The 24,351-nt window shown below is 36.4% G+C and carries 19 protein-coding genes; 9 read left to right on the top strand and 10 right to left on the bottom strand.

Annotation, left to right across the window (positions count from 1 at the left end):
• Positions 1–5: 5 nt before the first annotated feature.
• The 6 genes from ACB104_RS04760 to ACB104_RS04735 all read right to left on the bottom strand — a co-directional run bounded on the left by ACB104_RS04760 (position 6) and on the right by ACB104_RS04735 (position 9,549).
• Complete coding sequence (locus ACB104_RS04760) at positions 6–284, bottom strand: F0F1 ATP synthase subunit delta/epsilon (protein ID WP_370477141.1); 279 nt, start codon at positions 282–284, stop codon at positions 6–8.
• 42 nt (positions 285–326) lie between these two features.
• Positions 327–1,835, bottom strand: a complete 1,509-nt coding sequence (gene atpD / locus ACB104_RS04755; RefSeq protein ID WP_370477140.1) for a F0F1 ATP synthase subunit beta — start codon at positions 1,833–1,835, stop codon at positions 327–329.
• Positions 1,836–2,001: 166 nt separating this feature from the next.
• Entirely contained in the window at positions 2,002–4,881 is a 2,880-nt protein-coding gene (locus ACB104_RS04750) for a TonB-dependent receptor (protein ID WP_370477139.1), read from the bottom strand.
• A 216-nt stretch (positions 4,882–5,097) separates the two neighbouring features.
• On the bottom strand, positions 5,098–6,951 hold the full coding sequence (gene glmS, locus ACB104_RS04745) for a glutamine--fructose-6-phosphate transaminase (isomerizing) (protein ID WP_370477138.1): 1,854 nt from the start codon (positions 6,949–6,951) through the stop codon (positions 5,098–5,100).
• Between the two features lie 168 nt (positions 6,952–7,119).
• Positions 7,120–8,718: a BamH family beta-barrel-assembly machinery protein gene (bamH, locus tag ACB104_RS04740; RefSeq protein WP_370477137.1), complete on the bottom strand. Its 1,599-nt coding sequence runs from the start codon at positions 8,716–8,718 to the stop codon at positions 7,120–7,122.
• 21 nt (positions 8,719–8,739) lie between these two features.
• The gene (locus tag ACB104_RS04735) at positions 8,740–9,549 is read right to left on the bottom strand and encodes a glycogen/starch synthase (protein WP_370477136.1); all 810 of its coding nucleotides are present in this window, start codon (positions 9,547–9,549) and stop codon (positions 8,740–8,742) included.
• A 198-nt stretch (positions 9,550–9,747) separates the two neighbouring features.
• On the opposite strand from ACB104_RS04735, the gene panC reads away from it, so the two are divergent.
• The 9 genes from panC to ACB104_RS04690 all read left to right on the top strand — a co-directional run bounded on the left by panC (position 9,748) and on the right by ACB104_RS04690 (position 21,410).
• Positions 9,748–10,599 (top strand): pantoate--beta-alanine ligase, encoded by an 852-nt coding sequence (gene panC, locus ACB104_RS04730; protein ID WP_370477135.1) that lies wholly within the window; start codon positions 9,748–9,750, stop codon positions 10,597–10,599.
• 13 nt (positions 10,600–10,612) lie between these two features.
• On the top strand, positions 10,613–10,963 hold the full coding sequence (panD, locus tag ACB104_RS04725) for an aspartate 1-decarboxylase (protein ID WP_370477134.1): 351 nt from the start codon (positions 10,613–10,615) through the stop codon (positions 10,961–10,963).
• A 3-nt stretch (positions 10,964–10,966) separates the two neighbouring features.
• On the top strand, positions 10,967–11,926 hold the full coding sequence (locus ACB104_RS04720) for a lysylphosphatidylglycerol synthase transmembrane domain-containing protein (RefSeq protein WP_370477133.1): 960 nt from the start codon (positions 10,967–10,969) through the stop codon (positions 11,924–11,926).
• 72 nt (positions 11,927–11,998) lie between these two features.
• Positions 11,999–13,150: an alpha/beta hydrolase gene (locus tag ACB104_RS04715; RefSeq protein ID WP_370477132.1), complete on the top strand. Its 1,152-nt coding sequence runs from the start codon at positions 11,999–12,001 to the stop codon at positions 13,148–13,150.
• Positions 13,150–14,508 carry a DNA repair protein RadA gene (gene radA, locus ACB104_RS04710; protein ID WP_370477131.1) on the top strand — a complete coding sequence of 453 codons (1,359 nt, stop codon included), beginning with the start codon at positions 13,150–13,152 and terminating at the stop codon, positions 14,506–14,508. The genes ACB104_RS04715 and radA overlap by 1 nt, the downstream gene beginning before the upstream one ends.
• A 409-nt stretch (positions 14,509–14,917) precedes the next feature.
• Positions 14,918–18,322 carry an isoleucine--tRNA ligase gene (gene ileS, locus ACB104_RS04705; protein ID WP_370477130.1) on the top strand — a complete coding sequence of 1,135 codons (3,405 nt, stop codon included), beginning with the start codon at positions 14,918–14,920 and terminating at the stop codon, positions 18,320–18,322.
• 4 nt (positions 18,323–18,326) lie between these two features.
• A complete protein-coding gene (locus ACB104_RS04700; protein WP_370477129.1) occupies positions 18,327–18,704 on the top strand; it encodes a TraR/DksA family transcriptional regulator in 378 nt (125 codons plus the stop codon).
• 104 nt (positions 18,705–18,808) lie between these two features.
• Entirely contained in the window at positions 18,809–19,435 is a 627-nt protein-coding gene (locus tag ACB104_RS04695; protein ID WP_370477128.1) for a lipoprotein signal peptidase, read from the top strand.
• 88 nt (positions 19,436–19,523) lie between these two features.
• Positions 19,524–21,410 (top strand): hypothetical protein, encoded by a 1,887-nt coding sequence (locus ACB104_RS04690; protein ID WP_370477127.1) that lies wholly within the window; start codon positions 19,524–19,526, stop codon positions 21,408–21,410.
• Here the strand turns inward: ACB104_RS04690 and ACB104_RS04685 are convergent.
• From ACB104_RS04685 to ACB104_RS04670, 4 genes are read right to left on the bottom strand one after another with little or no spacing between them, the layout of a single operon-like run.
• Positions 21,407–21,970: a 5-formyltetrahydrofolate cyclo-ligase gene (locus tag ACB104_RS04685; RefSeq protein ID WP_370477126.1), complete on the bottom strand. Its 564-nt coding sequence runs from the start codon at positions 21,968–21,970 to the stop codon at positions 21,407–21,409. The genes ACB104_RS04690 and ACB104_RS04685 overlap by 4 nt on opposite strands.
• Positions 21,971–21,974: 4 nt before the next feature.
• Entirely contained in the window at positions 21,975–22,949 is a 975-nt protein-coding gene (locus tag ACB104_RS04680; RefSeq protein ID WP_370477125.1) for a succinylglutamate desuccinylase/aspartoacylase family protein, read from the bottom strand.
• Complete coding sequence (gene rimK / locus ACB104_RS04675) at positions 22,950–23,825, bottom strand: 30S ribosomal protein S6--L-glutamate ligase (protein ID WP_370477124.1); 876 nt, start codon at positions 23,823–23,825, stop codon at positions 22,950–22,952.
• The gene (locus ACB104_RS04670; RefSeq protein ID WP_370477123.1) at positions 23,803–24,243 is read right to left on the bottom strand and encodes an ATP-dependent zinc protease family protein; all 441 of its coding nucleotides are present in this window, start codon (positions 24,241–24,243) and stop codon (positions 23,803–23,805) included. The genes rimK and ACB104_RS04670 overlap by 23 nt, the downstream gene beginning before the upstream one ends.
• Between the last annotated feature and the right edge of the window lie 108 nt (positions 24,244–24,351).

Raw genomic sequence — 24,351 nt, 5'->3', positions numbered from 1 at the left:
AGTGCTTAATCAGCTAATACTATTACTTTGTTATCTTTCATTTCTATTGTTCCAGAATTTATATTTAATAAAGTAGTGCTTTTGTCTCCTTTGGTAAATTTATCCTGAACCTCTTCATCCAATTCAATGTTTCCAAAAATCTTTACAACACCTTCTTTTAATAAAGAAACAATAGGCGCGTGATTATTTAACATTTGAAACTCACCGTTTACTCCTGGTACAGCTACAGAATCTACTTCGCCGCTAAATAAGGTTGCTTCTGGTGATACAATTTCTAAGTACATAGTTTAATGCTTTAGGCTTTAAGCTTATAGCTTTAAGCTGTTTTACGCTTCAGCTAACATTTTATCTCCAGCTTCAATAGCTTCTTCAATAGTACCTTTAAGGTTAAACGCTGCTTCTGGAAGGTGGTCTAATTCACCATCCATAATCATGTTAAAACCTTTGATGGTTTCTTTAATGTCAACTAATACACCAGGGATACCTGTAAATTGCTCAGCCACGTGGAAAGGTTGAGAAAGGAAGCGTTGTACACGTCTTGCTCTACCTACGGCCAATTTATCCTCTTCAGATAGCTCTTCCATACCAAGGATAGCGATAATATCTTGTAATTCTTTATAACGTTGCAATAACTCTTTTACGCGTTGTGCACAGTTATAGTGATCTGCACCTAAAATTTCTTTGGTTAAAATACGAGAGGTAGAATCTAATGGATCCACCGCAGGGTAAATACCAAGCTCAGCAATTTTACGGGATAATACTGTTGTAGCATCTAAGTGGGCAAAAGTTGTAGCAGGCGCAGGGTCAGTTAAGTCATCCGCAGGAACATAAACCGCTTGTACAGATGTAATAGATCCTTTTTTAGTTGAAGTAATACGCTCTTGCATGGCACCCATCTCTGTTGCCAATGTTGGTTGGTAACCTACCGCAGAAGGCATACGACCAAGAAGTGCAGATACCTCAGAACCAGCTTGTGTAAAACGGAAGATGTTGTCTACGAAAAATAATACATCTTTTCCTTGTCCGTCGCCAGCACCATCACGGAAATATTCGGCAATAGTCAATCCAGAAAGTGCCACACGAGCACGAGCTCCAGGAGGTTCGTTCATCTGTCCGAATACGAAAGTTGCTTTAGATTCTTTCATTTTAGATTTGTCCACTTTAGATAAATCCCATCCACCAGCTTCCATAGAGTGCATAAAATCTTCACCGTAACGGATAATTCCAGATTCCAACATCTCTCTTAAAAGATCGTTTCCTTCACGAGTTCTTTCACCTACACCAGCAAATACTGATAAACCACCGTGACCTTTTGCAATATTATTAATCAATTCCTGAATCAATACTGTTTTACCTACACCGGCACCACCGAATAAACCAATTTTACCACCTTTAGCGTAAGGCTCAATTAAGTCGATTACTTTAATACCTGTAAATAAAACTTCGGTAGAAGTTGACAAGTCTTCAAATGCAGGTGCCTCACGGTGAATTGGTAAACCAGATTTTCCAGCTTTTGGTAAATCTCCTAAACCATCAATGGCATCGCCAATTACATTAAATAAACGTCCGTAAACATCATCGCCAATCGGCATTTGTATAGGAGCACCAGTAGCGATAACTTCAGTTCCTCTGCTTAAACCATCCGAAGAGTCCATTGCGATAGTACGTACAGTGTCTTCACCAATGTGAGATTGTACTTCTAATACTAAAATAGAACCGTCAGGTCTTTTAATTTCTAATGAATCATAAATTTTTGGAAGTTCTGAACCAGCACCAAACTCAACATCGATAACCGGACCTACTATTTGTGCAACTTTACCTGTAACTTTAGACATTACTTATGTGTTTAATATTATGCGATTTAATTGTTGGAAAACAATCTAAGTTTTCGGCTGCAAAGATATATCTTTTAATTTAAAATAAAAGTTGTTTTTTTAGGTTTTTTAGAATAAAAAAACACCTTCAATTTGAAGGTGTTTTAGTTAAATTTTCTAGAGGTATTTATAGATTGTTAATTATCCAAGAGACATAATACATGGAGCCTATAAATCCTGTTCCAAAGGCTTGTGTGTATTCATCTCCTAATAAATTTGTAGCTCCAGCTTTAAATGTTGATTTAAAGCTAGGGACTTTTAAATTAATTTGAGCATCTAAAACATGATATGCGGGTACTGCACCGTTGCCAAAAGATGATTCCCAGAAGTAATTGTCACTCCATCGCCATGATAAATTAAATCCAAAGTTTTTAAATAAATCGGTATTTCCAAAGGAAGTTTTAACGCGGTGCTCTGGGGTATTAAAGTTTGTTGTTAAATCTGGATTACTGCTTTGGTCGAAGTCTAGCTTAGCATAGGTGTAATTTCCACTTAAATCAAAGTTACCAAACACTTTAGTTGATAATCCTAATGATGCACCATATGAATTCACATTGGCTGGAGAATTAGTATAAGTACTATATATTTGGAAGTCTGCATTAGCAATGGCGATGGCTGAAAGCGGTAATCCTACACCAGGAACAGGAGTGGCGTCTGTAACATCACCATATAATGGAGATACTACTACAGGTTGCGTTAAGAAGTCTTTATAGGAGTTATAGTAAGCGCTAAAATCTATAGTAAAATTATCCAGTTTTCCCCGATATCCTACCTCATAAGAAGTTATTTGTTCGGGTTTAACAATATCAGGATTAGCAACCTCTAAAAGTGTTGGATTACCAGTATCTAACACTTGTAAAAAAGAAGCTAATGTATATGAGTTTTCGTAGGCAGCACGTCCGGTTTGGTTAACATTTGATGGTTGCCCCAACCCTCCTTGCGCGACTAAACTAACTGGGTAATCTCGAGAATATCTATCTAAATTATCTGGAGCAGAGCCTATTAATGTGGCTCTTCCAGAATTTAGTCCAATAAACAAATCTTGGGTTGTCGGGTTTCTAAATCCTGTTTGTACAGAAGCCCTAATATTATGGTTATCATTAACTGTTAAACCAGCAGAAAATCTTGGAGAAAAGAAGCCATCGAAAAACTCTGATTTATCATAACGAATAGATCCTGTGAGTTTTAAATCCATAGTCTCATTGAGCTCCATATTCTTTTGAATTTGGGTGTATAAACCAAATTCTGAATAGTCTATAGGGCCATCAGTATCAGTATAAATGGTTCCAGATGAATTTAAACTATATTTTCTATATGATCCACCAACTTGAACCTCAGCAACATCCCATAAATGACCAAAATTATAATTAGCATCGGCATGGTAATACTTTGATTGGTCTTGAAATTTAGACCCGGTTGATAAGTCTGGATCATTTATGCTTCTGTTGAATGCTGCTTCAAATTCAGGAGTTCCTGGTAAAAAACGTTCAATACCATCATCAGCAAAAGGGTTTGCCAGATTAGTTGGATCAAAATCTATTACTTCATCAGCAACTTGTCTTGCAAAAACATGGGCCGCATCATCATTTCCCATTGGGATATTGGGTATAAGCCCGGCAAATGCCAAGGCATAATTGGCAACATACTCACCATGCCAAACAGTATCATCTTTCCAAGCTCTATTAATATTTCTGCCCGTAAAGGTCATGTCGTAAGAGTCACCTGCCTTATCTGTTACTACGTAACCTCTAAGAAAGAAATTATTATTTCTAAATTCTAATTTATGTTGCTGTTGAAAAAAGCCTTTAATATAATACCTGTTGGCACCTTGATAGATGGTAGTACCGACGCCTACTTTTCCAACATACTGAATCTCAAAATCGTTTGCCCATGGTCTAAAATACAAGCCCCAATCTGCTTTTATACTTTCAGCATTATAATCGGTTAAATCACGTTCGTTATATCCAGTTCTACTTACACTTTGAGAAGGTACCAAGTCAGCTAATGCTTGAGGGAGTAAGCCAGCTTGGACAAGTCCATCTGCAACAAGGGTCATATTGAGGCTCTCATCATCCCCATATATGTTAATGCCATCGTAATTGGGGTTCGTTCTGTCAAACCCCCTGTTGAGTTTGTCTTCTTCACTGGTTGCCATCCAGTCGGTTCCCTGTAGATACCCAAAGTTAACCTTGCCAGCGAACTTATCGCTAAATTTCTGAGCGGCTCTAATCCCAAAATCTTTATAGTCGTTATCTCCCGCAGTTTCTTGTGATGTAATACCTTGTTTGTAATAAGCGCTAATGCCATGATGATCAAATGGGTTTTTACTGCGCATAAATAAAATTCCGTTAAATGCATTTGCACCGTACAATGCAGATGCAGCACCAGGAAGTATTTCCACGCTTTGCACATCTGTTTCAACCATTCCAACTAGATTTCCTATAGGAAAGTTAAGTGCGGGTGTAGAGTTATCCATACCATCAACCAATTGCATAAATCGGTTGTTCGCAAAGGTGGCAAAACCTCTAGTATTAACCGATTTAAATGTTAAACTATTGGTATTTATGTCAACACCTTTTAAGTTTTCTAATCCACCATAGAAATCTGCCGAAGCCGTGCTTTTAATTTCTTGAATACCAAAACGTTCAACAGTAACTGGTGATTCAAATATACGCTCTGGTGTTCTGGAAGCTGAGATAACAACTTCGTCTAATGATGTTCCTTCCTTAAGAACAAAGTTTAAGACTTGGTTGTTTGAAGTTACTTCCTTGGAATCAGTTTCAAAACCAACACTACTGGCCTGAATGTTGAAAGGAGGATTTTGACTGTAAGTTAGAGTAAATTTACCATCAAAATCCGTAACAGTACCTGTTGAGGTTCCTAAGATAATGATGTTTGCGCCAGGTAAGGGTTGACCAGTGTCATCAACAACAGAGCCAGAAATTGTTGTTTGGGAATAAATTGTACCACAAAAAAACAACAATAAAAAGGGTAGAATTGTTTTCATTTAAATTAGTTTAAATTTTATCGTGTTAAGATAAAGATATAATTTTTTATTGCGCTTAAAAAAATAAAAAATTATGCACGCATAGTATGTTTTTTATGAAAATCAGACGTTTTTTTTTGAATATTTTTGAAGCAAACATCTCTTAAAATGAAAATTGGCATGATTAGTACCATCCAATCATGCCAATTTTTAAATGTTTTATAAACGAAAGTTACGTTATTCTACCGTTACAGATTTTGCCAAATTACGCGGTTGGTCAACATTTTTACCCAACATGACAGCTATATGGTAAGACAATAACTGTAAAGGAATTGTGGTAAGTAATGGTGAAAGCGACTCTAAAGTCTCTGGTACTTCAATGACGTGGTCTGCAAGTGCCCTGACTTGAACATCTCCTTCTGTAACGATGCCTATAATTTTTCCTTTTCTTGATTTAATTTCTTGAATATTGCTAACAATCTTTTCGTAGTGGCCTTTTTTCGTTGCAATGACTACGATAGGCATGTTTTCATCAATTAACGCAATAGGACCATGTTTCATTTCGGCTGCTGGATATCCCTCAGCATGGATATATGAAATTTCCTTTAGTTTAAGTGCGCCTTCTAAAGCAACAGGGAAATTATAGCCTCTACCTAAATACAAGAAATTGTGGACATCTTTATATATTTCTGCAACTTCTTTAATATGGGCATCAGACACCAATGCTTTTTCTACTTTTTTCGGAATCATTTCCAATTCCAACAGGTGCTGACGAAAATCTGAGCTGCTAATCGTGCCTTTTGCTCTTGCCAACCTCAGTGCAATAAGTGTTAAAACGGTTATTTGAGTGGTAAATGCCTTTGTTGAAGCAACACCAATTTCTGGGCCAGCATGCGTGTATGCACCTGCGTGAGATTCTCTAGCTATAGATGATCCAACCACATTACAAACACCAAAAACAAACGCTCCTTTAGATTTTGCCAATTTTATGGCGGCCAAAGTATCTGCTGTTTCACCAGACTGTGAAATGGCTATAACAATATCGTTTTCTGTAATTATGGGGTTTCGATATCTGAACTCTGAAGCATACTCCACTTCAACCGGTATTCTAGCTAAATCTTCAAAAATGTATTCGGCCACTAAACCAGCATGCCACGACGTACCACATGCCACAATAATAATACGATTGGTATTGAGGAACTTCTTCATGTTGTCTTCAACTCCAGACATTTTAATGATGGCCTCGTTTCGTCGTAGCCTACCTCTGTAGGTGTCTTGTATGGCTTTAGGTTGTTCATGAATTTCTTTTAACATGAAATGCTCATAACCCCCTTTTTCAATTTGCTCTAAATTGATTTGCAGCTCTTGAACATAGGTATCAACCAAAGAATCATCTTTAATTTTTCGAATTTTAACACCTTTATGGAATCTAATAACAGCCATTTCCTCATCTTCTAAGTAAACAGCATTTTTAGTGTATTCCAAAAATGGAGAAGCATCACTGGCTATGAAAAACTCATCTTCATCTTTACCAATTCCAATGGCTAATGGGCTTCCTAATCTGGCAACTACAACTTCTTCAGGTTTATTTTTATCAAAAACGGCAATTGCGTAGGCTCCAAATACTTGGTTTAAAGCTACTTGTACGGCCTTGCCTAGTTTTACACCATCTTGTTTTTTTACGTCTTCAATTAAATTGATTAAGACTTCTGTGTCGGTATCCGATTTGAACGTGTACCCTCTAGAGATTAATTCCTGTTTTAGCGACTCGTAATTTTCAATAATTCCGTTGTGGATAATTACAAGATCACCCGAATTTGAGACGTGTGGATGGGAATTTATATCATTAGGTACGCCATGGGTTGCCCATCGTGTATGGCCAATACCCACGTTACCGTGTCTTGTTATTTCTTTTTCAGATCGGTTTTCTAAATCGGTAACTTTACCTTTCGTTTTACAAACTTTAAGATCTGTACCGTCAAATAACGCAATACCTGCGCTGTCGTAGCCTCTATACTCTAGCCTTTTAAGGCCTTCTATGATAATGGGATAAGCTTCTCTCTGGCCTAAATATCCTACAATTCCACACATGGTTCTACATTTTTAGCTTTTTGAGGGGATAAATTCAGAACAAATATGTTAAATAAATAATTAAAAAAGTTATTTATTATGTTAATTCCTAGTTCTAACGATGAAACTCATATCATTTAAATGAAAATGAATTTTAATCTATCAAAACTTGAATAAAGGGTCTATTTTTTATTTAGCTTCAGTATAAAATATCTTTAGCTTCAATCTTTTTGGTTCGTTTTGGGATTTATTTCCGTGCAAAATTGTACCTCTTGGACTTACAATTGTAGCTGCTGGAATTGCCATAACACTACCATTTGCATTTAGCAGTTCTGCGTTACTCGTATAATTAACGTTGTTGGACATCACCAAACCAATTTTTGTGTTGGTTGAATCCCTTAGTAAAATGTTTTTAATGTGCTCAGTAACACGAATTTTATATTTGCCCGTAATCGTATCTCGCACTCCTAAGCTGATGAATTTAGAGATAAATGGTGATTGCGGGTTATCTGATTGGTCATATGAATAATCAACCAACGGAATGTTATTTTTTACATCGTAAGCGTAAATTCGGTCGTATTTATGATAAGCATCCCCATTTTCGTCGTTAGGTTTTGTTGGCATGGTTTCATCTTCGTAAATGACCAAATGCGCTTCGTTTATAAGCCTTGTGGGATTTCCATTTCCATCAGTAAATTCATCTAAAAAATCTTGTATTCCATCAGGAAACAAATCTACAACAGCCATTGAGCCTTCCGAGCCCTTTAGGTAGAGGGTTTCGTCACCTTCGGTTGTATTTCCATCTTCCAAGGGAGTACTAAAATCGTTTATCAATGAATTCAATATATTTCCTGAAAAGTTCAACGTATACGTAGATTGCGTTCTGGCATCTGTTTCACCACTGCTGTAATGGATTTTGATATTGGCATTGGTTGAAGCTAAATTCAATAAAATCATATTGCCATCATCATTGACAGCTTCTGCCTTCAAGTAAAGCCCCCTAAAATAGCCTTTAAAATTATTGGCATTACTTAAAACGGCATCATCTTGCTTGTCTAAGATGGTAGATTTCCAAAAAGCCTTCGCGTCAGTGGTCGCTATTCTTGCGTGGAATGCAGGAGCAGAGCGCGTTGTGTCTGTAGCAGTACCGACAAAAGTAACAGCAGGACTAGGTAGAAAGTTATTTTCCTGATAAATCAGTTCGCCTGTATGGTCGTCAAAATTAACGGTAGTTTCGTTTGTTACTATAGAATTAACTGTGTTACTGGCATTAGAGAAATATTTTTGCGTTGCATTAGCACTACTACTAGGGTCAAAATCCCTTAAGAAATAGGTGTTTTGATAAACAGAAAGTTTAATTTCTGCATTAGGATTGCCATATAGTGAATCTAAAGCGTAAATAGAATATCCGTTATCGTCAGTGCCAATTACGGAACTGAAATATGGAATATGAACAACTATAGAGTCTATTACTGGATTAACGCCAAAATCTGGATTAAATGACAAAGGAACCATTTGGCTTACAATGCTGGCCGTAGTTTTTCCAAAGGCAGGGTCGTTAAAAAATCCCAATAGGTTTGAAGCCAAATTATTGATTTGTACGGCTTCCAATTTTTTATTGTACGCAGCTATTATTCGAGTTGAATCAACTTTACGGCTGAAATTGGAATTATCTTCTCCTAAAACATCGCTTTCTATAACGCTGAAGTCTTTATCGCAAGCAATGAAAGATGAGGTAATAAGTAAAAAAGCGAATAGTGACTTAAGGGCTTTATTGGGTCTTTTCATATGTAGTTATAATGAATTAGTTTAGCTTAAAACAGCTTCGTTGAAGAATGTTGTGTAAGCTTCACCAAATTCATCTTTGCTTTTGTATTCTAGAATAGGTTTTTCTGAGGCTTTAATATAGGAATCCAAATCTTCGGGGATGTTTTCAGAACCTATGATGAGCGCATCAGAATAATCCACGGCAATTTTCATTAAATTAATGTATGATGGTACTTCCAGTGCTTTTATAGCTTCCTCATCAATATTATCAAATTTAATTTTATTGGCCATATCTTTGTTTAACGTATTGTCGAAACTTTGATTGTAAATAGATGTTACAATTTTGCTTTCGTTAAAAAGAGGTTCGTCTTTGTAGTATTCTTTTAAATAAAGTGGCAATAAAGAAGCTAACCAACCGTGAACATGAATAATATCTGGCGACCAGTTTAATTTTTTTACAGTTTCAATAACACCTTTTGCAAAGAAAATGGCACGTTCATCATTGTCTGAAAACAAATTACCTTCTTCGTCGGTTAGTGTTGCTTTTCTCTTAAAATACTCGTCATTATCAATAAAATAAACCTGAATGCGCTCTTTAGGAATTGAGGCTACCTTTATGATAAGCGGCATATCCAAATCGTTCACCACCAAATTTATTCCTGATAATCTAATTACTTCGTGTAGTTGGTGTCTTCGTTCATTAATGTTCCCGTACCTGGGCATAAAGATTCTTATTTGCCCGCCTTGTTGATTGACCATACGTGGCGCTTCAAAAGACATTGATGAAATTTCGGTTTCTGGTAAATAAGGCACTACTTCAGATGATACGTACAATATCCTCTTATCTTTCATATGTTATGTTTTGTGTACTAGTGTTCGCTCAATACAAAGCAACAACTGATTCCATTTTAAATTTGAAATTTCAAAATGCCCACAAGAAATAAGGTTCTGCTTCTAAGATTTCGAAATAAAAAACACGCAAAAGTACAAAATTTTATGCTAATTGACTGTAAAATCTTAAGTTTGCACGCGTTAATTTTTTATTAAAAGGTGGAAGTTTACACGGAAAAACAACAATTACTTAAGGTTGTTGAAGATTTAAAAGCAAAAAACCTAAGTATTGGACTGGTGCCAACTATGGGTGCCTTGCATCAAGGGCATTTGCAATTGGTAAAGAGGGCTTTGGGAGAGAACTATAAAGTTGTTGTTAGCATTTTTGTAAACCCAACACAATTTGATAAAAAAGATGATTTGGAAAAATATCCCCGAACATTAGAAAATGACGTTAGCTTATTAAAAACTGTTAGCAAGGCCGATGTTTTGGTTTATGCACCAACAGTTGATGATATTTATGAAGGTCATGCAGTTTCAGAAAAATTTGATTTTGATGGCTTGGAGTTTGAAATGGAAGGCAAATTTCGTCATGGTCATTTTGATGGTGTTGGTACTGTTGTGAAGCGTTTTTTTGAAATTGTAAAACCCCACAAGGCATACTTTGGAGAGAAAGATTTTCAGCAACTCCAAATCATTAGAAAAATGGTTGAAAAGCACCGTATTCCTGTAAAAATAGTGGGCTGTAAAATCCATCGTGAATCTAACGGTCTGGCCATGAGTTCGCGAAATACCCGCTTAAAACCAGAGTATAAAAAAGCAGCGCCTTTTATTTATAAAACCTTAAAAGCTGCTAAAGAAAAATTTGGCACAAAAAGTGCTGGTAAAGTAACGGAGTGGGTTGAAAATCAGTTTTCTAAACATGAATTATTGGAGTTGGAATATTTCATTATTTCGGAAACAGAAACCTTAAAACCAGTTAAACGAAAATCAAACAAAAAAAGATATAGGGCATTTATTGCAGTATATGCAGATGATATTAGGCTAATTGACAATATCGCTTTAAATTAATTATCTTTGCGGCATGCAAATTCAAGTAGTAAAATCTAAGATTCATAGAGTTAAGTGCACTGGTGCTGAACTCAACTATATAGGTAGTATAACCATTGACGAAGATTTAATGGATGCGGCCAACATCATTCAAGGTGAAAAAGTCCAAATTGTGAATAATGATAACGGCGAGCGATTGGAAACCTATTGTATTCCTGGTCCCAGAAATTCTGGTGAAATTACGCTAAATGGAGCAGCTGCCAGAAAAGTGTCAGTGGGCGACACCTTAATTTTAATCACCTATGCCTTTATGGGTATTGAAGAGGCCAAGGTGTTTAAGCCCTCGTTGGTGTTTCCTGACGAAGCCACCAACTTGCTAAAATAGACATTGAACAAAAAGCTTAAAAATAGTGTTAAATTCTTACTCCCATTATTATTGGGAGTTTTTTTGGTCTGGTATTCTTTGAAAGAAGTTCCGTTGCCAAAAATTATCGAGTATTGGCAATCTTCAACAAAAAGTTGGGTGGTTTTAGGTGTTTTTTTAGGGTTGTTCAGTCATTTGTCGCGAGCTTACAGATGGCGTTTTCAGCTTGAGCCAATGGGATATAACATCAAGTTCGGCAACAGTGTTATGGCAGTTTTTGCAACATACCTTATAAATTATACTATTCCAAGGTCTGGTGAAGTGGCGCGGGCTTCAATCTTAACCAACTACGAAGGCGTGCCTTTTGAAAAGGGTTTTGGCACCATTGTGGCCGAACGGATAGCAGATTTAATTGTCATGTTTGGGATTATTGTAGTTACACTATTTTTACAGTTCGACTTTATATACAGCTTCTTTTCAGAAAAGTTTGACCCATTTAAGATAGGTTTGGCCTTAGTGCTAATTTTGGCTTTGGCGGCCGCCTTTTTTTGGTACATTAAAAAGAGCGATTCTAAAATTTCATTAAAAATAAAAGGCTTTTTTAACGGGTTGGTTGAAGGGGCTTTAAGCATCTTTAAAATGAAGAAAAAGTGGCCCTTTATTTTCCATACGCTTTTTATTTGGGGCATGTACGTGCTTATGTTTTACGTTACATCTTTTTCAATTGAAGAAACGAGAGACATTCCTTTTGCTGCCATTTTAATAGGGTTTATCTCAGCTAGTTTTAGTATAGCTGCAACCAGTGGGGGTATTGGGGCGTACCCATTAGCGGTTTATTTGGGCTTTTCTGTATTTGGGATAGCCGAAGAACCAAGTATAGCCTTTGGTTGGATAATGTGGGCATCCCAAACCCTAATGATTATTATTTGCGGAGGCCTGTCACTCATTCTACTTCCCATATACAACAGAAAAAAAGCAGTGTAACTGTAAAAACATTCTTTTTATCTCTCTGTATATTTATTACCTTGCCGTTGATAAAACTCAAATCAATTCAAAATGAAGAAATCTGCCTTGTTCTTTTTGGTAATGATGTTAAGTTCCATTAGCATTATAGCTCAAGTAAAATATGAAAACATTCAATCTTCAAAACTTGGTGAAGAACGTCAAATAAAAATTCAGTTGCCAAGAAACTATGATTCAAATACTGACCTAACATATCCGTTGTTTGTGGTTTTGGACGGTGATTATATGTTTGAAGCCGTAGCTGGAAATGTTGATTATTTTTCCTACTGGGAAGATATGCCCCAAGCCATTGTGGTTGGGGTTAATCAATTTGGAAAGCGATTTGATGATACTCTATATTCTGAACAAAACTCACTGCCTATTGAAACTGGCGCGGCCTTTTTTGAGTTTGTTGGTATGGAATTGGTGCCTTATTTGGAAAGAAATTTCAGGGTGGGAAATTTTAAGGTTGCAGTAGGCCATGGCGAAACGGCAAATTTCATTAACTATTATTTGTTAAAGCCTCAGCCGTTGTTTCAAAGTTATATTGTGATTAGCCCTGAACTGGCACCAAATATGTTGGATTATGTCCCTAGTGTTTTAAGCAAGATTGGCACAAAAACCTTTTATTATTTGGCTAATACCAAAAATAATTCCTCGTCAATTTTGCAAATGACAACGGCGCTAAATGATGATATTTATGCTTTGGACAATGAAAATTTGGTCTATGATTTTGATAGTTTTGAAAAGCCATCCCACTATTCAGTGCCAACACATGCCATTCCCAGCGCTATTGAGGGCATTTTTAAAGTGTTTCGGCCAATTTCAAAAGACGAATATAAAGACGTTATTCTTGAATTGGATACTTCACCGGTGCTTTACCTTCAAGAAAAATACCAAACCATATTGGACCTATTCGGTATTGAAAAAAAGGTATTGATTAATGATTTTAGAGCCATTGCTGCAGCCATTGAAAAAAATGAGTTATTTGAATATTACGAAGAGCTAGGCAAAATGGCCAGAAAGGAATACCCTGAAACCCTTCTTGGAGGCTATTATTTAGGAAGATTTTATGAAGAAACTGGCGAGCCAAAAAAGGCTATGCGTACATACCAATCGGCTTATACACTTGAAGAAATTGCTGGTATAACAAAAGATGAAGTTCTTGAAAGAGCCGATTTAATAAAACAAGATTTTGGTTTTTAATGGCAAAAGTAAAAACAACATTTTTTTGTCAAAATTGCGGTACACAATTTGCCAAATGGCAAGGCCAATGTAATGCGTGTAAAGAATGGAACACCATTGTGGAAGAGGTTATTCAAAAGCCCGAAAAAAGTGATTGGAAATCTTCAACTTCTTCCGTTAAGCGAACTTCGGTTCCATTGAAAATCAATGAGATTGACACCACAAATGAACCCCGATTAGATACTTTTGATTCTGAATTTAACCGAGTTTTGGGTGGGGGCATAGTTCCTGGATCATTAACACTTTTGGGGGGCGAGCCAGGCATAGGAAAAAGTACTTTGTTGCTTCAAATTTCATTGAAATTACCATATAAAACGCTGTACGTTTCCGGCGAGGAAAGCCAAAAACAAATAAAAATGCGCGCTGAACGCATTAATCCGGAAAACAGCAATTGCTACATTTTAACGGAAACCAAAACCCAAAACATTTTCAAACAAATAGAGGCTTTGCAGCCTGATATTGTTATCATCGATTCCATTCAAACCCTTCATAGCGATTATATAGAATCGTCTTCTGGCAGTATTTCACAAATTAAGGAATGTACGGCCGAGCTTATTAAATTCGCCAAGGAAACGGCAACACCCGTACTATTGATAGGCCATATTACGAAAGACGGCAATATCGCAGGCCCAAAAATTTTAGAACATATGGTAGACACGGTCTTACAATTTGAAGGAGACCGTAATCATGTATTTAGAATTTTACGGGCACACAAAAACCGTTTTGGCTCAACCAACGAATTGGGCATTTATGAAATGCAGGGCTCGGGTTTGCGCGAAGTTTCCAATCCATCAGAAATTTTAATCTCCAAAAAAGACGAAGAGCTTTCGGGAAATGCCATTGCAGCTACACTTGAAGGCATGCGCCCACTCATGATTGAGGTTCAAGCTTTGGTGAGTACGGCAGTTTATGGAACGCCACAGCGTAGTGCCACAGGCTTTAATGCCAAACGATTAAACATGCTTTTGGCGGTCTTGGAAAAGCGTGCAGGCTTCCGTTTGGGTGCCAAAGATGTATTCTTGAATATTACAGGTGGCATTACGGTCGATGACCCAGCCATAGATTTGGCCGTGGTAGCCTCAATTTTATCATCAAATGAAGATGTGCCACTTCAAAAAGATTTTTGTTTTGCTGCTGAGGTTGGCTTGTCTGGCGAAATTCGTCCCGTACAACGTGTCGAACAACGCATTTTGGAAGCTGAAAAACTTGGCTTTTCAACCATTTTTGTGTCGAAATACAATAAAATTTCCCTGAAAAATACTTTAATTAAAGTTCAATTGATTTCAAAAATCGAGGATTTGGTAGCCGAATTATCTTAATTCCGTAAAGGCCGAATACCTTAATGCTAATAATCGGTCTTTTGTATTTAAAAAATACATTTTATCTATATTTTGTTAGGATTTGTCGATTTTTGAAACTAATCTTATTAGATATTTAAATCATATACTATTAAAAATCAGATAGTATTATTCCCTCATTTTTATTACAATCCATTTTACTGAAATTTTGGTTAAAGTACGCGAAACAAATTAGATAGCCCAAAACTACTAATTTTAACCTACGAAATTTATAGGGGTCGCTTTTATTATCATTTATTCCACTTTTCTTATGGATTATTTGAGTTAGTCGAAAAAAGCCAAAACAATTGTTTTGGCTTTTTTTATCCATTGTAGGCAACGATTTAAGGATAAATTCTTAAATTCGCGGACTTAAAAGATTTACCATTAAATGAGTGCTAAATTTCCTGAATATAAAGGACTTGACTTACCAAAAGTAGCAGGCGACATTCTAAACTATTGGCAAGAAAATAATGTGTTTGAAAAAAGTGTGTCTACAAAGGAAGGCAATGAAACATTTGTGTTTTTTGAAGGGCCACCTTCAGCGAATGGGCTTCCAGGAATACACCATGTTATGGCACGTGCCATTAAAGATATTTTTTGCAGATTCAAAACCCAAAAAGGCTATCAGGTAAAACGTAAAGCAGGTTGGGACACCCATGGGTTGCCTATTGAGTTGGGCGTTGAAAAAGAATTGGGTATCACCAAAGAAGATATCGGTAAAACCATTTCGGTTGAAGATTATAATGCGGCCTGCCGTAAAGCTGTAATGCGCTATACAGATATTTGGAACGATTTGACTCAAAAAATGGGCTATTGGGTAGATATGGACGACCCATACATTACCTATGAGCCTAAATACATGGAATCGGTTTGGTGGTTGCTGAAGCAGATTTACACTAAGAATTTGTTATATAAAGGTTATACCATTCAGCCTTATTCGCCAAAAGCGGGAACAGGATTGAGCTCACATGAGTTAAACCAACCGGGAACTTATCAAGATGTAACAGATACAACTATTGTTGCTCAGTTTAAAGCTATTGAAGGATTTCTGCCATACTTTTTGCAGAATGAAGGAGACATTTATTTCTTAGCTTGGACAACTACACCTTGGACTTTGCCTAGTAACACCGCGTTAACTGTTGGTCCAAAAATTGTTTATGTGTTGGTTGAAACCTACAACCAATACACGTTTGAGCCTATAAATGTAGTTTTGGCTAAAAAATTGGTGAACTATCAATTCTCTGGAAAGTTTAATAGAGTTGAAGACAAATCAGATTTATTAGCGTACAAAGCTGGTGATAAAAAAATCCCATATTACGTTGTTAAAGAATTTATTGGTAAAGATTTGGTTGGGATAAAATATGAACAATTGTTGCCGTTTGCCTTACCAAATGATAATCCAGAAAATGCTTTTAGGGTTATTTCTGGAGATTTTGTAACCACAGAAGACGGTACAGGAATTGTGCACACCGCGCCTACTTTTGGCGCCGATGATGCCTTGGTGGCTAAACAAGCTACACCAGAAGTGCCACCAATGTTGGTAAAAGATGAGAATGGAAACTTGGTTCCTCTTGTAGATTTTCAGGGACGTTTTCGTCCAGAAATGGGCGAATATGCTGGCAAATATGTAAAGAATGAATATTACAATGACGGTGAAGCACCTGAGCGTTCGGTTGATGTTGAAATTGCAATTCAATTAAAAGAAGAAAACAAAGCCTTTAAGGTTGAAAAATATAAACACAGCTATCCTAACTGTTGGCGTACCGATAAACCAATTTTATATTATCCGTTAGATTCATGGTTTATTAAAGTGACTGACATTAAAGATAGAATGTTCGAGCTTAACGAAACCATCAATTGGAAACCAAAAGCAACAGGAACAGGGCGTTTTGGTAACTGGTTAGCCAATGCTAACGATTGGAATTTGTCGCGCTCACGTTATTGGGGTATTCCGTTGCCAATTTGGAGAACTGAAGATGGTAAAGAGGAAATTTGCATCGGTTCCGTTGAAGAGTTAAAGGCCGAAATGCAACGTTCTGTTGAAGCAGGTTTCATGAAAGCCGATATTTTCAAAGATTTTGAAGTCGGGAACAATTCCGAAGAAAACTATGCTAAAATAGATTTACATAAAAACATTGTGGACGACATTGTTTTGGTGTCCGCTTCAGGTCAAAAAATGTTCCGCGAAAGCGATTTAATTGATGTTTGGTTCGATTCAGGTTCTATGCCTTATGCACAATGGCATTACCCGTTTGAAAACAAAGATTTAATCGATAAAGGAACTACTTTTCCGGCAGATTTTATCGCAGAGGGTGTGGACCAAACTCGTGGTTGGTTTTATACGCTTCATGCTATAGGTACTATGGTTTTCGATTCTGTTGCTTATAAAAACGTGGTGTCCAATGGGCTTGTATTGGATAAAAATGGACAAAAAATGTCTAAACGTTTGGGCAATGCCGTAGATCCTTTTGAAACTTTAGGGAACTATGGTGCCGATGCAACACGTTGGTACATGATAAGCAATGCCAATCCATGGGATAATTTAAAGTTTGATTTAGACGGTGTTGAAGAAGTAAAACGTAAATTTTTCGGAACACTTTACAATACATACTCATTCTTTCAGCTATATGCCAACCTTGATAATTTCAACTATAGCGAGCCCGATATTTCAATAGATGAAAGACCGGAAATAGACCGTTGGATACTTTCAGAATTGAACACTTTAATCAAAAAAGTGGATTCTTTTTATGCCGATTATGAGCCGACAAAAGCGGCAAGAGCAATTTCAGACTTTACTCAAGATTATTTAAGTAACTGGTTTGTACGTTTAAGCAGAAGACGTTACTGGAAAGGCGATTACCAACAAGATAAAATTTCGGCTTATCAAACACTTTATCAGTGTATGGGGACCATCGCAAAATTGGGAGCGCCAATTGCTCCGTTCTTTATGGATAGATTGTATTTAGATTTGAATAGCGTAACCAAAAAGGAAAATTTTGAAAGCGTACATTTAGCAGATTTTCCAGTTTACAACGAAGCTTTTGTAGATAAGCCTTTGGAACGCAAAATGGAAAGTGCCCAAACAATATCGTCATTGGTATTATCGTTAAGAGCTAAAGAGAAGATTAAAGTACGTCAGCCTCTTCAAAAAATAATGATTCCGGTTTCTAGCGCGCAACAAAAGGAAGAAATTGCTGCCGTTTCAAACTTAATCAAACACGAGGTTAACGTCAAGGAAATTGAACTTTTGGAAGACGCCTCAGATATCTTGGTAAAACAAATAAAACCAAACTTTAAAACTCTTGGTCCGCGTTTTGGAAAAGACATGAAAGCAATCGCCAATGCAGTAATTAACTTTTCAGCGGAAGATATTAACAAAATAGAACAAAACAGCATTTTGGATATTGATGTTAATGGAAAAAATATATCTTTAGCCTTAGATGATGTAGAAATTACGTCACAAGATATTGAAGGGTGGTTGGTTGCCAATGAAGGAACTTTAACGGTTGCTTTAGATGTAACAATTACAGATGAATTACGCAGGGAGGGTATTGCGAGAGAATTGATTAACCGCATACAAAATTTACGTAAAGACTCAGGTTTTGAGGTGACAGATAAAATTGATGTAACCCTTCAAAAAGACGAGCAGGTTGTAAATGCCGTTGGAGCAAATATGACTTATATTAAATCGGAAACATTAACGAACGAACTTGAAATTATAGATAAATTGGACAATGGTATAGAAATTGCCTTTGATGATGTAAATACCAAATTGTTTATACAAAAACATTAAGAACATGGGAGATACCGCAAGATATTCAGATAAAGATTTAGCCGAATTCAAAGAGCTAATCAAAGAAAAAATACAAAAAGCACAGCACGATTTAGAACTTATAAAAAGTGCTTACATGAACGACCATAACAATGGTACTGACGATACATCCCCGACCTTTAAAGCATTTGATGAAGGTAGCGAGGTTATGAGTAAAGAATCTAATTCTGCTTTGGCTATACGTCAGGAAAAGTTTATTCGCGATTTAAAAAATGCGTTAATCAGAATAGAAAACAAAACCTATGGTGTGTGCCGCGTAACAGGAAAGCTTATTAATAAAGAACGTTTAAAGCTTGTGCCTCATGCTACGCTGAGCATTGAAGCCAAAAACATGCAGCAATAGGGCAAAAAAAATTAATAAATTTAAAACGTCTCGTTTTAAACGGGGCGTTTTTCATTTAAATGCAATTAGTTATTCCTGATTAAAAGAGAATCTATATTTTAAAAATGTCTCTAAAAAAATCCATCATACTAATCGTCGTTATTTTACTTGTAGACCAAATAAGTAAAATATACATCAAAACTCATTTTACACTACATGAAAGTGTTGATGTTTTTGATTGGTTTAAAATATACTTTATTGAAAATGACGGTATGGCTTGGGGCACAAAAATCAGCGATTTTATTTCGGTTGTGTCGGATAGAACAGCCAAAGTTGCACTAACGTTATTTAGAATTGTGGCGATATTTGGTATCGGGTATTGGCTATACGATGCTACAAAAAAGAAAAGTTCCCGTGTATTAATTTTAGCTATAGCGTTGATATTTTCTGGGGCTTTAGGCAATATTATCGATTCTGTATTTTATGGCATTTTATTTGATGATAGCATAAGTCAAGTTGCTACATTTTTGCCGGAATCCGGTGGTTATGATTCGCTTTTACATGGGCGTGTTGTGGATATGCTGTATTTTCCCTTGTTTGAGGTTGACTTGCCCAAATGGTTTCCGCTTTACGGAGGTAAACGCTTCAACTTTTTTGAGCCTGTTTTTAACGTTGCCGATGTAGCCATAAGCACGGGTTTCATCATGCTTATCGTGTTTAATAAAAAGGCATTTTCAAAAAAAGATAGCTGAAAATAAGTACAGCTTTGTAATTACTACTTCAAAAGTATTTGCTAATTTTAGCTTTGAAAGAAAACCTAGTTTAATCGCTCTCAATTAAATGTTCCTTAAATCCCTTCTCACATCTTTACTTATTGTGTTTAGTATTAAAATTGCTGCTTGCCAAAACACCTACGATATTGATTTTTCTGGCAAAGACAGAAAACGAAAATGCGAAACTTGCATCAAAGCCTTTAAAAATCAACCTGCAGAAGCCAAATTTTCCATAAAAAGAGAAAATGAAAATCTTTATTTTGAAATAAATGATAAAGAATGGTATAATGATTTGTTTCAAAATGTTGGAGACGGTTTGGCCATTGATATTGTTTTAAAAGATAGGTATTCCTGTGAATTAGAAACCGTTAAGAACACCCAAATCAAAGGGCTTTTGCTTGAGCCTGTTTACTCAGAAGCCTTAAAAAAAGGGTTGAAACAAGTAGAAAATAATATTTATAGCACTTGGGTGGGCAAAATACCTGAAGCCTTTCTTGATAGGGAAATGGAATGGAATATTTTGTTTATTGGTAACAAGAATCTATGTCAATACAACGTGCTTTACGACCTTGACACCTATACGTCAGATTTGTTGGACATGGGAATGTATTTAGATTCATTAACCTACGATACGAGGAAAATAAAAACTACTAATAATGAAAACTACATTACCCGGAATAAAACATTGAAATTCATTATCCCCTTTCAAAAGAATAAATCCAAATATTCCCAAGAAGACATAAAACCCATTTATGATTCTTTAAGATTAACAGGTTTCAATATAAAGACCATAAACATTAAGGCATATTCTTCAATTGAAGGAATTACCCACAGAAATTTGGAATTGCAGGAGTTGCGTGCTAAAAATATTGTATCGGCTTTGCAATCATTTCAGAAGCTACCCATTGAAACTAATGTTACGACTTCAGAAAACTGGGTGGAGTTTTTTAATGACATAAAAGGGACGAAATACGAAAACCTATCTTCGTTGTCCAAAAATGAAGTGAAATCAAAAATTGCTGGTTCCCTTTCAAGAGAAATGGAGCCCATTTTTAGAAAGCATAGAAAGGCTATTTTAGAGTTGCAGCTAGAAAGAAAGGACAAGTATAAAAGTGAAGATGTTGAAGCGCTTTTGGAAAAGTTCAATTTAGCAGTGGCAGCAAATAAAATAGATGAAGCTTTAGATTTTCAAAACTCCATTTTTGAAAAGCTTAAATCGGGTGAAATTCCATTGGATTTTTTGCGTGGAATGAGCGTGCCGAAGGACCCCGAATTTATAAAGCTTTTAAATAAAAACTCAGCCATTAAATATGTATTGGATTTTAGGCAAGCTTTAATTGTGTACAATGAGATGTTGGCCCTTGAAAAACTTGCGCCGAACGACAACGAGGTTAAATATAATCTTGTAGCTTTAAAGATTAAACTTTGGAGCCTTAAAGCCATTGATGTAAAAGATTCAGACTTATTAAATGAAATAAATGGCTTAAAAAAATATGGCATTGATAAAGCGCTCATCTCAAGAATGTTGGTCAACTATCACATGGTTACGGCAGATAACCTAATGGTAGATGGAGACTTTGATACAAAGGATGCCTCCGTGGAGTTTGTCAATAGAAACTATAAAAAAACGACTCTATCAGATTACGATTATTTAAGTTTAGCACAATCTTTTAGTTATTATGGGCATTCCAATTTAGCCGTTGAGCTTTTGGAAAGAAAGGCTAGAAGTATTGATATTGACGAAGATTTACTGTTTTATTATTTAAACTTAACCCTCGTTGATAAAGAGCTTACAAAGGACCCAAACTACAGAACTATCATGTTAAATGCCGTTAACATGAACAGTCAACGTTTTTGCAAATTATTCAATTCCATAGATAAAGGAGGGATTACTTTTCAGTTGTTGGACGACCCTTATTTAAGGAAAACATACTGTGAAAACTGCAAAGACTAAAATTGATAAATGGTATTAACCGTTACACAATAATCCAGCTTTATATCACTCTCAAAAACATCGTTGATTTTATCTTCGGCTTCAAAAAAGGACAGTCCTATTTTTAGGGTTTTTGGGTTGCATTTGGCCAAAAACTTGTCGTAAAACCCTTTGCCATACCCAACACGGTTTCCTTGTTTGTCAAAGGCTAAAAGCGGTATAAAAACAACTTCAATTTTATCGTTTGAAATTTCTATGCCATCAACAGGTTCAGGGATATTGTGCTTATTTTTTTCAATTTTCGTGCTATCAGTTAGCAAAAAATGGGTCAATTCCATGGTCTCAAAATTGCTTTTTGAAATCAGGATGTTTTTGTCTTTTCCAGATAAGATATTCAAAATGTAATCGGTGTTGACTTCCTTTTGTTCTTCTATCGAAAGGAAGATTTGATAGAACGAAAAATTCCAAATATGAAGCTTTAGCAGTTGGTTTGAAATGGCAAGGCTTAAATCTTCAACTTTGTTTGAAGTTAAGGCTTTCCGAAGGTTTTTGTATTTAATGCGCAACTCATTTTTGTTCATTTAACTACTTTTTAAGTTTGGTAGTAATATGAAACAAAGCATCACCTTGATAGACAATTGGTGACTCGTTTACATTAATGATGTAACCTGAATTTGAAGCTCTTACAAAATAATTGAACTTGCCATAGGGATCGGTAATATTCCCCAACACATCCTCTTTTTTTACATAAGAACCAATAGTTACAGAAGCCTTAAACATACCCGAATACTTGGCACGTTGCCATTTGCTACTGCTAACAAAGATGCATTCTTTTTTGGGTTTGGTTGATTTGAAGACTGTTTTTAGCATTCCCAAATCTTTCAAAATACGTTTGGAACCGTTAACCCCAGAGTTAGTGACAATATCATCTATATGAAATGATTTTCCACCTTCAAAAAGCAAAAGGGGTTTGCCCATTTTGGCGCAAGTCGTTCTAAAGGATTTTGAGAGGTTTTTTGAGTATAAAACAAAAGGAGCCCCAAAAGCCTTGGCCAGTTCGTTGAGGTCTTTATTGTCTTTTGTAAATCTTAGTTGCGGGGCATTAAACCTTCCGGAGCCCCCCGTGTGAAAATCAATGATTAAATCGGCATGAGGTACCACCTCTTTAACTAGTTTATGCGCCACTCTTCCAGCCAAGGATCCTGAAGGACTTCCAGGAAACACACGGTTTAAATCGCGTCCATCAGGAAATTCGCGTTTTAAATTTATAAACCCAAAAATATTAATGACGGGCATGCAAATAATCGTACCACATTTGGGTTTATTAATGCCTTTGGCAATAAGTTGGCGCACAATTTCAACACCGTTAACTTCATCGCCATGAATACCGGCCGTGAATAAAACAGAAGGGCCGGGTTTTTTTGAGCGCTCAACAATAACGGGAATGTTTACAGGAGAAGAGGTGTGTAAATTGGCCACATCAATATTCAATTCCCTGCTTTCACCAGGTTTTATGGCTTCACCTAGAATATGTATGACGTCTGGCTTTACTTCGGGCATTTATTTTGAGTATTTTTCAATATATCGAATGATGGCTTTCGCGATATTGCGTCCAGTAGCCCCTTCAATACCTTCCAATCCTGGGGTTGAGTTTACTTCTAAAAGCAACGGCCCTCGGGCAGATTGCAACATATCAACCCCACAAACGGGTAACTTTAAGGCCCGCGACGCATTCATGGCCAATTTTAGTTCGTCGTGACTCAATTTTATGATTTCGGCATTTCCGCCACGATGTAAATTGGAGCGGAATTCGCCCTCTTTTCCTTGGCGTTTCATAGCGCCTACTACTTGTCCGTCTACCACCAAAGCACGTAAATCTGCGCCACCGGCTTCCTTTATGAATTCTTGAACAATTACCCTTGCTTGTAAACCATTAAAGGCCTCCAAAACCGATTCGGCCGCATTTTTTGTTTCTGCCAAAACTACACCTAAACCCTGCGTGCCTTCCAATAGTTTAATAATTACTGGCGTACCACCGACGTGTTCTATAACTTCTACAACATCTCTGGAATAGTTGGTAAAAACCGTTTTAGGCATGCCAATTCCTGCTTTGCTTAAGCGTTGCAAACTACGCAGTTTGTCTCTGGAACGTATTATGGCATCTGATGTGCAAATGGTAAAAACGCCCATCATTTCAAACTGCCTTACCACAGCACAACCATAAAAAGTAACTGATGCGCCAATGCGAGGTATTATGGCATCTACATAATCTAGATAACGGTCTTTGTAATAAATTGTGGGTTTTTCTTTTTCAATGATGATGTCGCATTTTAGCGGGTCTATCACTTCTACTTTATGCCCACGTATTTCACCTTCTTCAACCAAACGGTCGGTAGAGTATAAATTTCGGTTTCTAGAAAGTATAACTATGTTCATGCTTGCTTGTTAAAAAAGAGATGTTTTCCAAATCTACATCCACAATAAACTTTCGTTTTAAAAACTGCCTGCCAATCAACACTGGAAATCTCATATCATCTCTCGTGCTTAAAGTTAAGTTAATCTTGTACGTTTTTCCAAAAAATACCACTTCAGATTTTACTTTATACCTGTTTTCCTTGTAACCGTTGCTGCTTTTTACATCTGTACACCAAAAGGTATCAAAAACAATTTCGGTTTTTCCGAAGTTTTGGTGTGTGGCGCTATTAAATATACAGCGCAAAGTGTTGCCTTCTTCAATTATTTCAGAACAATGAATGGCCGAGGTGTATGCCCCTGTATCTATTTTAACGTTAATATTATACAATCCCAAATTTGGAAAGTCTACAACATCAACGCGTCCTATTATTTTTTTCATAAGTCAATCTCATTATTAAGGCATTTTTCTGCTATAAGAAGGTTGTTGAAAATCAATTCTAAGTAGCAGTATTTAAGGCTTTTGAAATGCGCGCGAAGTTAGATAAAT

This window comes from Tamlana flava, assembly GCF_041287255.1.
GTDB classification, from domain to species: Bacteria; Bacteroidota; Bacteroidia; order Flavobacteriales; family Flavobacteriaceae; genus Tamlana; species Tamlana flava.
Note: the sequence above shows the minus strand (reverse complement) of the source record. Positions and strands in the feature narration are given on the sequence as shown.

What these genes read in the sequence shown, in the direction of transcription:
- ACB104_RS04760 (WP_370477141.1), bottom strand. Translation starts at nt 284, where the DNA reads ATGTACTTAGAAATTGTATCACCAGAAGCAACCTTATTTAGCGGCGAA.
- atpD (WP_370477140.1), bottom strand. Translation starts at nt 1,835, where the DNA reads ATGTCTAAAGTTACAGGTAAAGTTGCACAAATAGTAGGTCCGGTTATC.
- ACB104_RS04750 (WP_370477139.1), bottom strand. Translation starts at nt 4,881, where the DNA reads ATGAAAACAATTCTACCCTTTTTATTGTTGTTTTTTTGTGGTACAATT.
- glmS (WP_370477138.1), bottom strand. Translation starts at nt 6,951, where the DNA reads ATGTGTGGAATTGTAGGATATTTAGGCCAGAGAGAAGCTTATCCCATT.
- bamH (WP_370477137.1), bottom strand. Translation starts at nt 8,718, where the DNA reads ATGAAAAGACCCAATAAAGCCCTTAAGTCACTATTCGCTTTTTTACTT.
- ACB104_RS04735 (WP_370477136.1), bottom strand. Translation starts at nt 9,549, where the DNA reads ATGAAAGATAAGAGGATATTGTACGTATCATCTGAAGTAGTGCCTTAT.
- panD (WP_370477134.1), top strand. Translation starts at nt 10,613, where the DNA reads ATGCAAATTCAAGTAGTAAAATCTAAGATTCATAGAGTTAAGTGCACT.
- ACB104_RS04715 (WP_370477132.1), top strand. Translation starts at nt 11,999, where the DNA reads ATGAAGAAATCTGCCTTGTTCTTTTTGGTAATGATGTTAAGTTCCATT.
- radA (WP_370477131.1), top strand. Translation starts at nt 13,150, where the DNA reads ATGGCAAAAGTAAAAACAACATTTTTTTGTCAAAATTGCGGTACACAA.
- ileS (WP_370477130.1), top strand. Translation starts at nt 14,918, where the DNA reads ATGAGTGCTAAATTTCCTGAATATAAAGGACTTGACTTACCAAAAGTA.
- ACB104_RS04700 (WP_370477129.1), top strand. Translation starts at nt 18,327, where the DNA reads ATGGGAGATACCGCAAGATATTCAGATAAAGATTTAGCCGAATTCAAA.
- ACB104_RS04695 (WP_370477128.1), top strand. Translation starts at nt 18,809, where the DNA reads ATGTCTCTAAAAAAATCCATCATACTAATCGTCGTTATTTTACTTGTA.
- ACB104_RS04690 (WP_370477127.1), top strand. Translation starts at nt 19,524, where the DNA reads ATGTTCCTTAAATCCCTTCTCACATCTTTACTTATTGTGTTTAGTATT.
- ACB104_RS04685 (WP_370477126.1), bottom strand. Translation starts at nt 21,970, where the DNA reads ATGAACAAAAATGAGTTGCGCATTAAATACAAAAACCTTCGGAAAGCC.
- ACB104_RS04680 (WP_370477125.1), bottom strand. Translation starts at nt 22,949, where the DNA reads ATGCCCGAAGTAAAGCCAGACGTCATACATATTCTAGGTGAAGCCATA.
- rimK (WP_370477124.1), bottom strand. Translation starts at nt 23,825, where the DNA reads ATGAACATAGTTATACTTTCTAGAAACCGAAATTTATACTCTACCGAC.
- ACB104_RS04670 (WP_370477123.1), bottom strand. Translation starts at nt 24,243, where the DNA reads ATGAAAAAAATAATAGGACGCGTTGATGTTGTAGACTTTCCAAATTTG.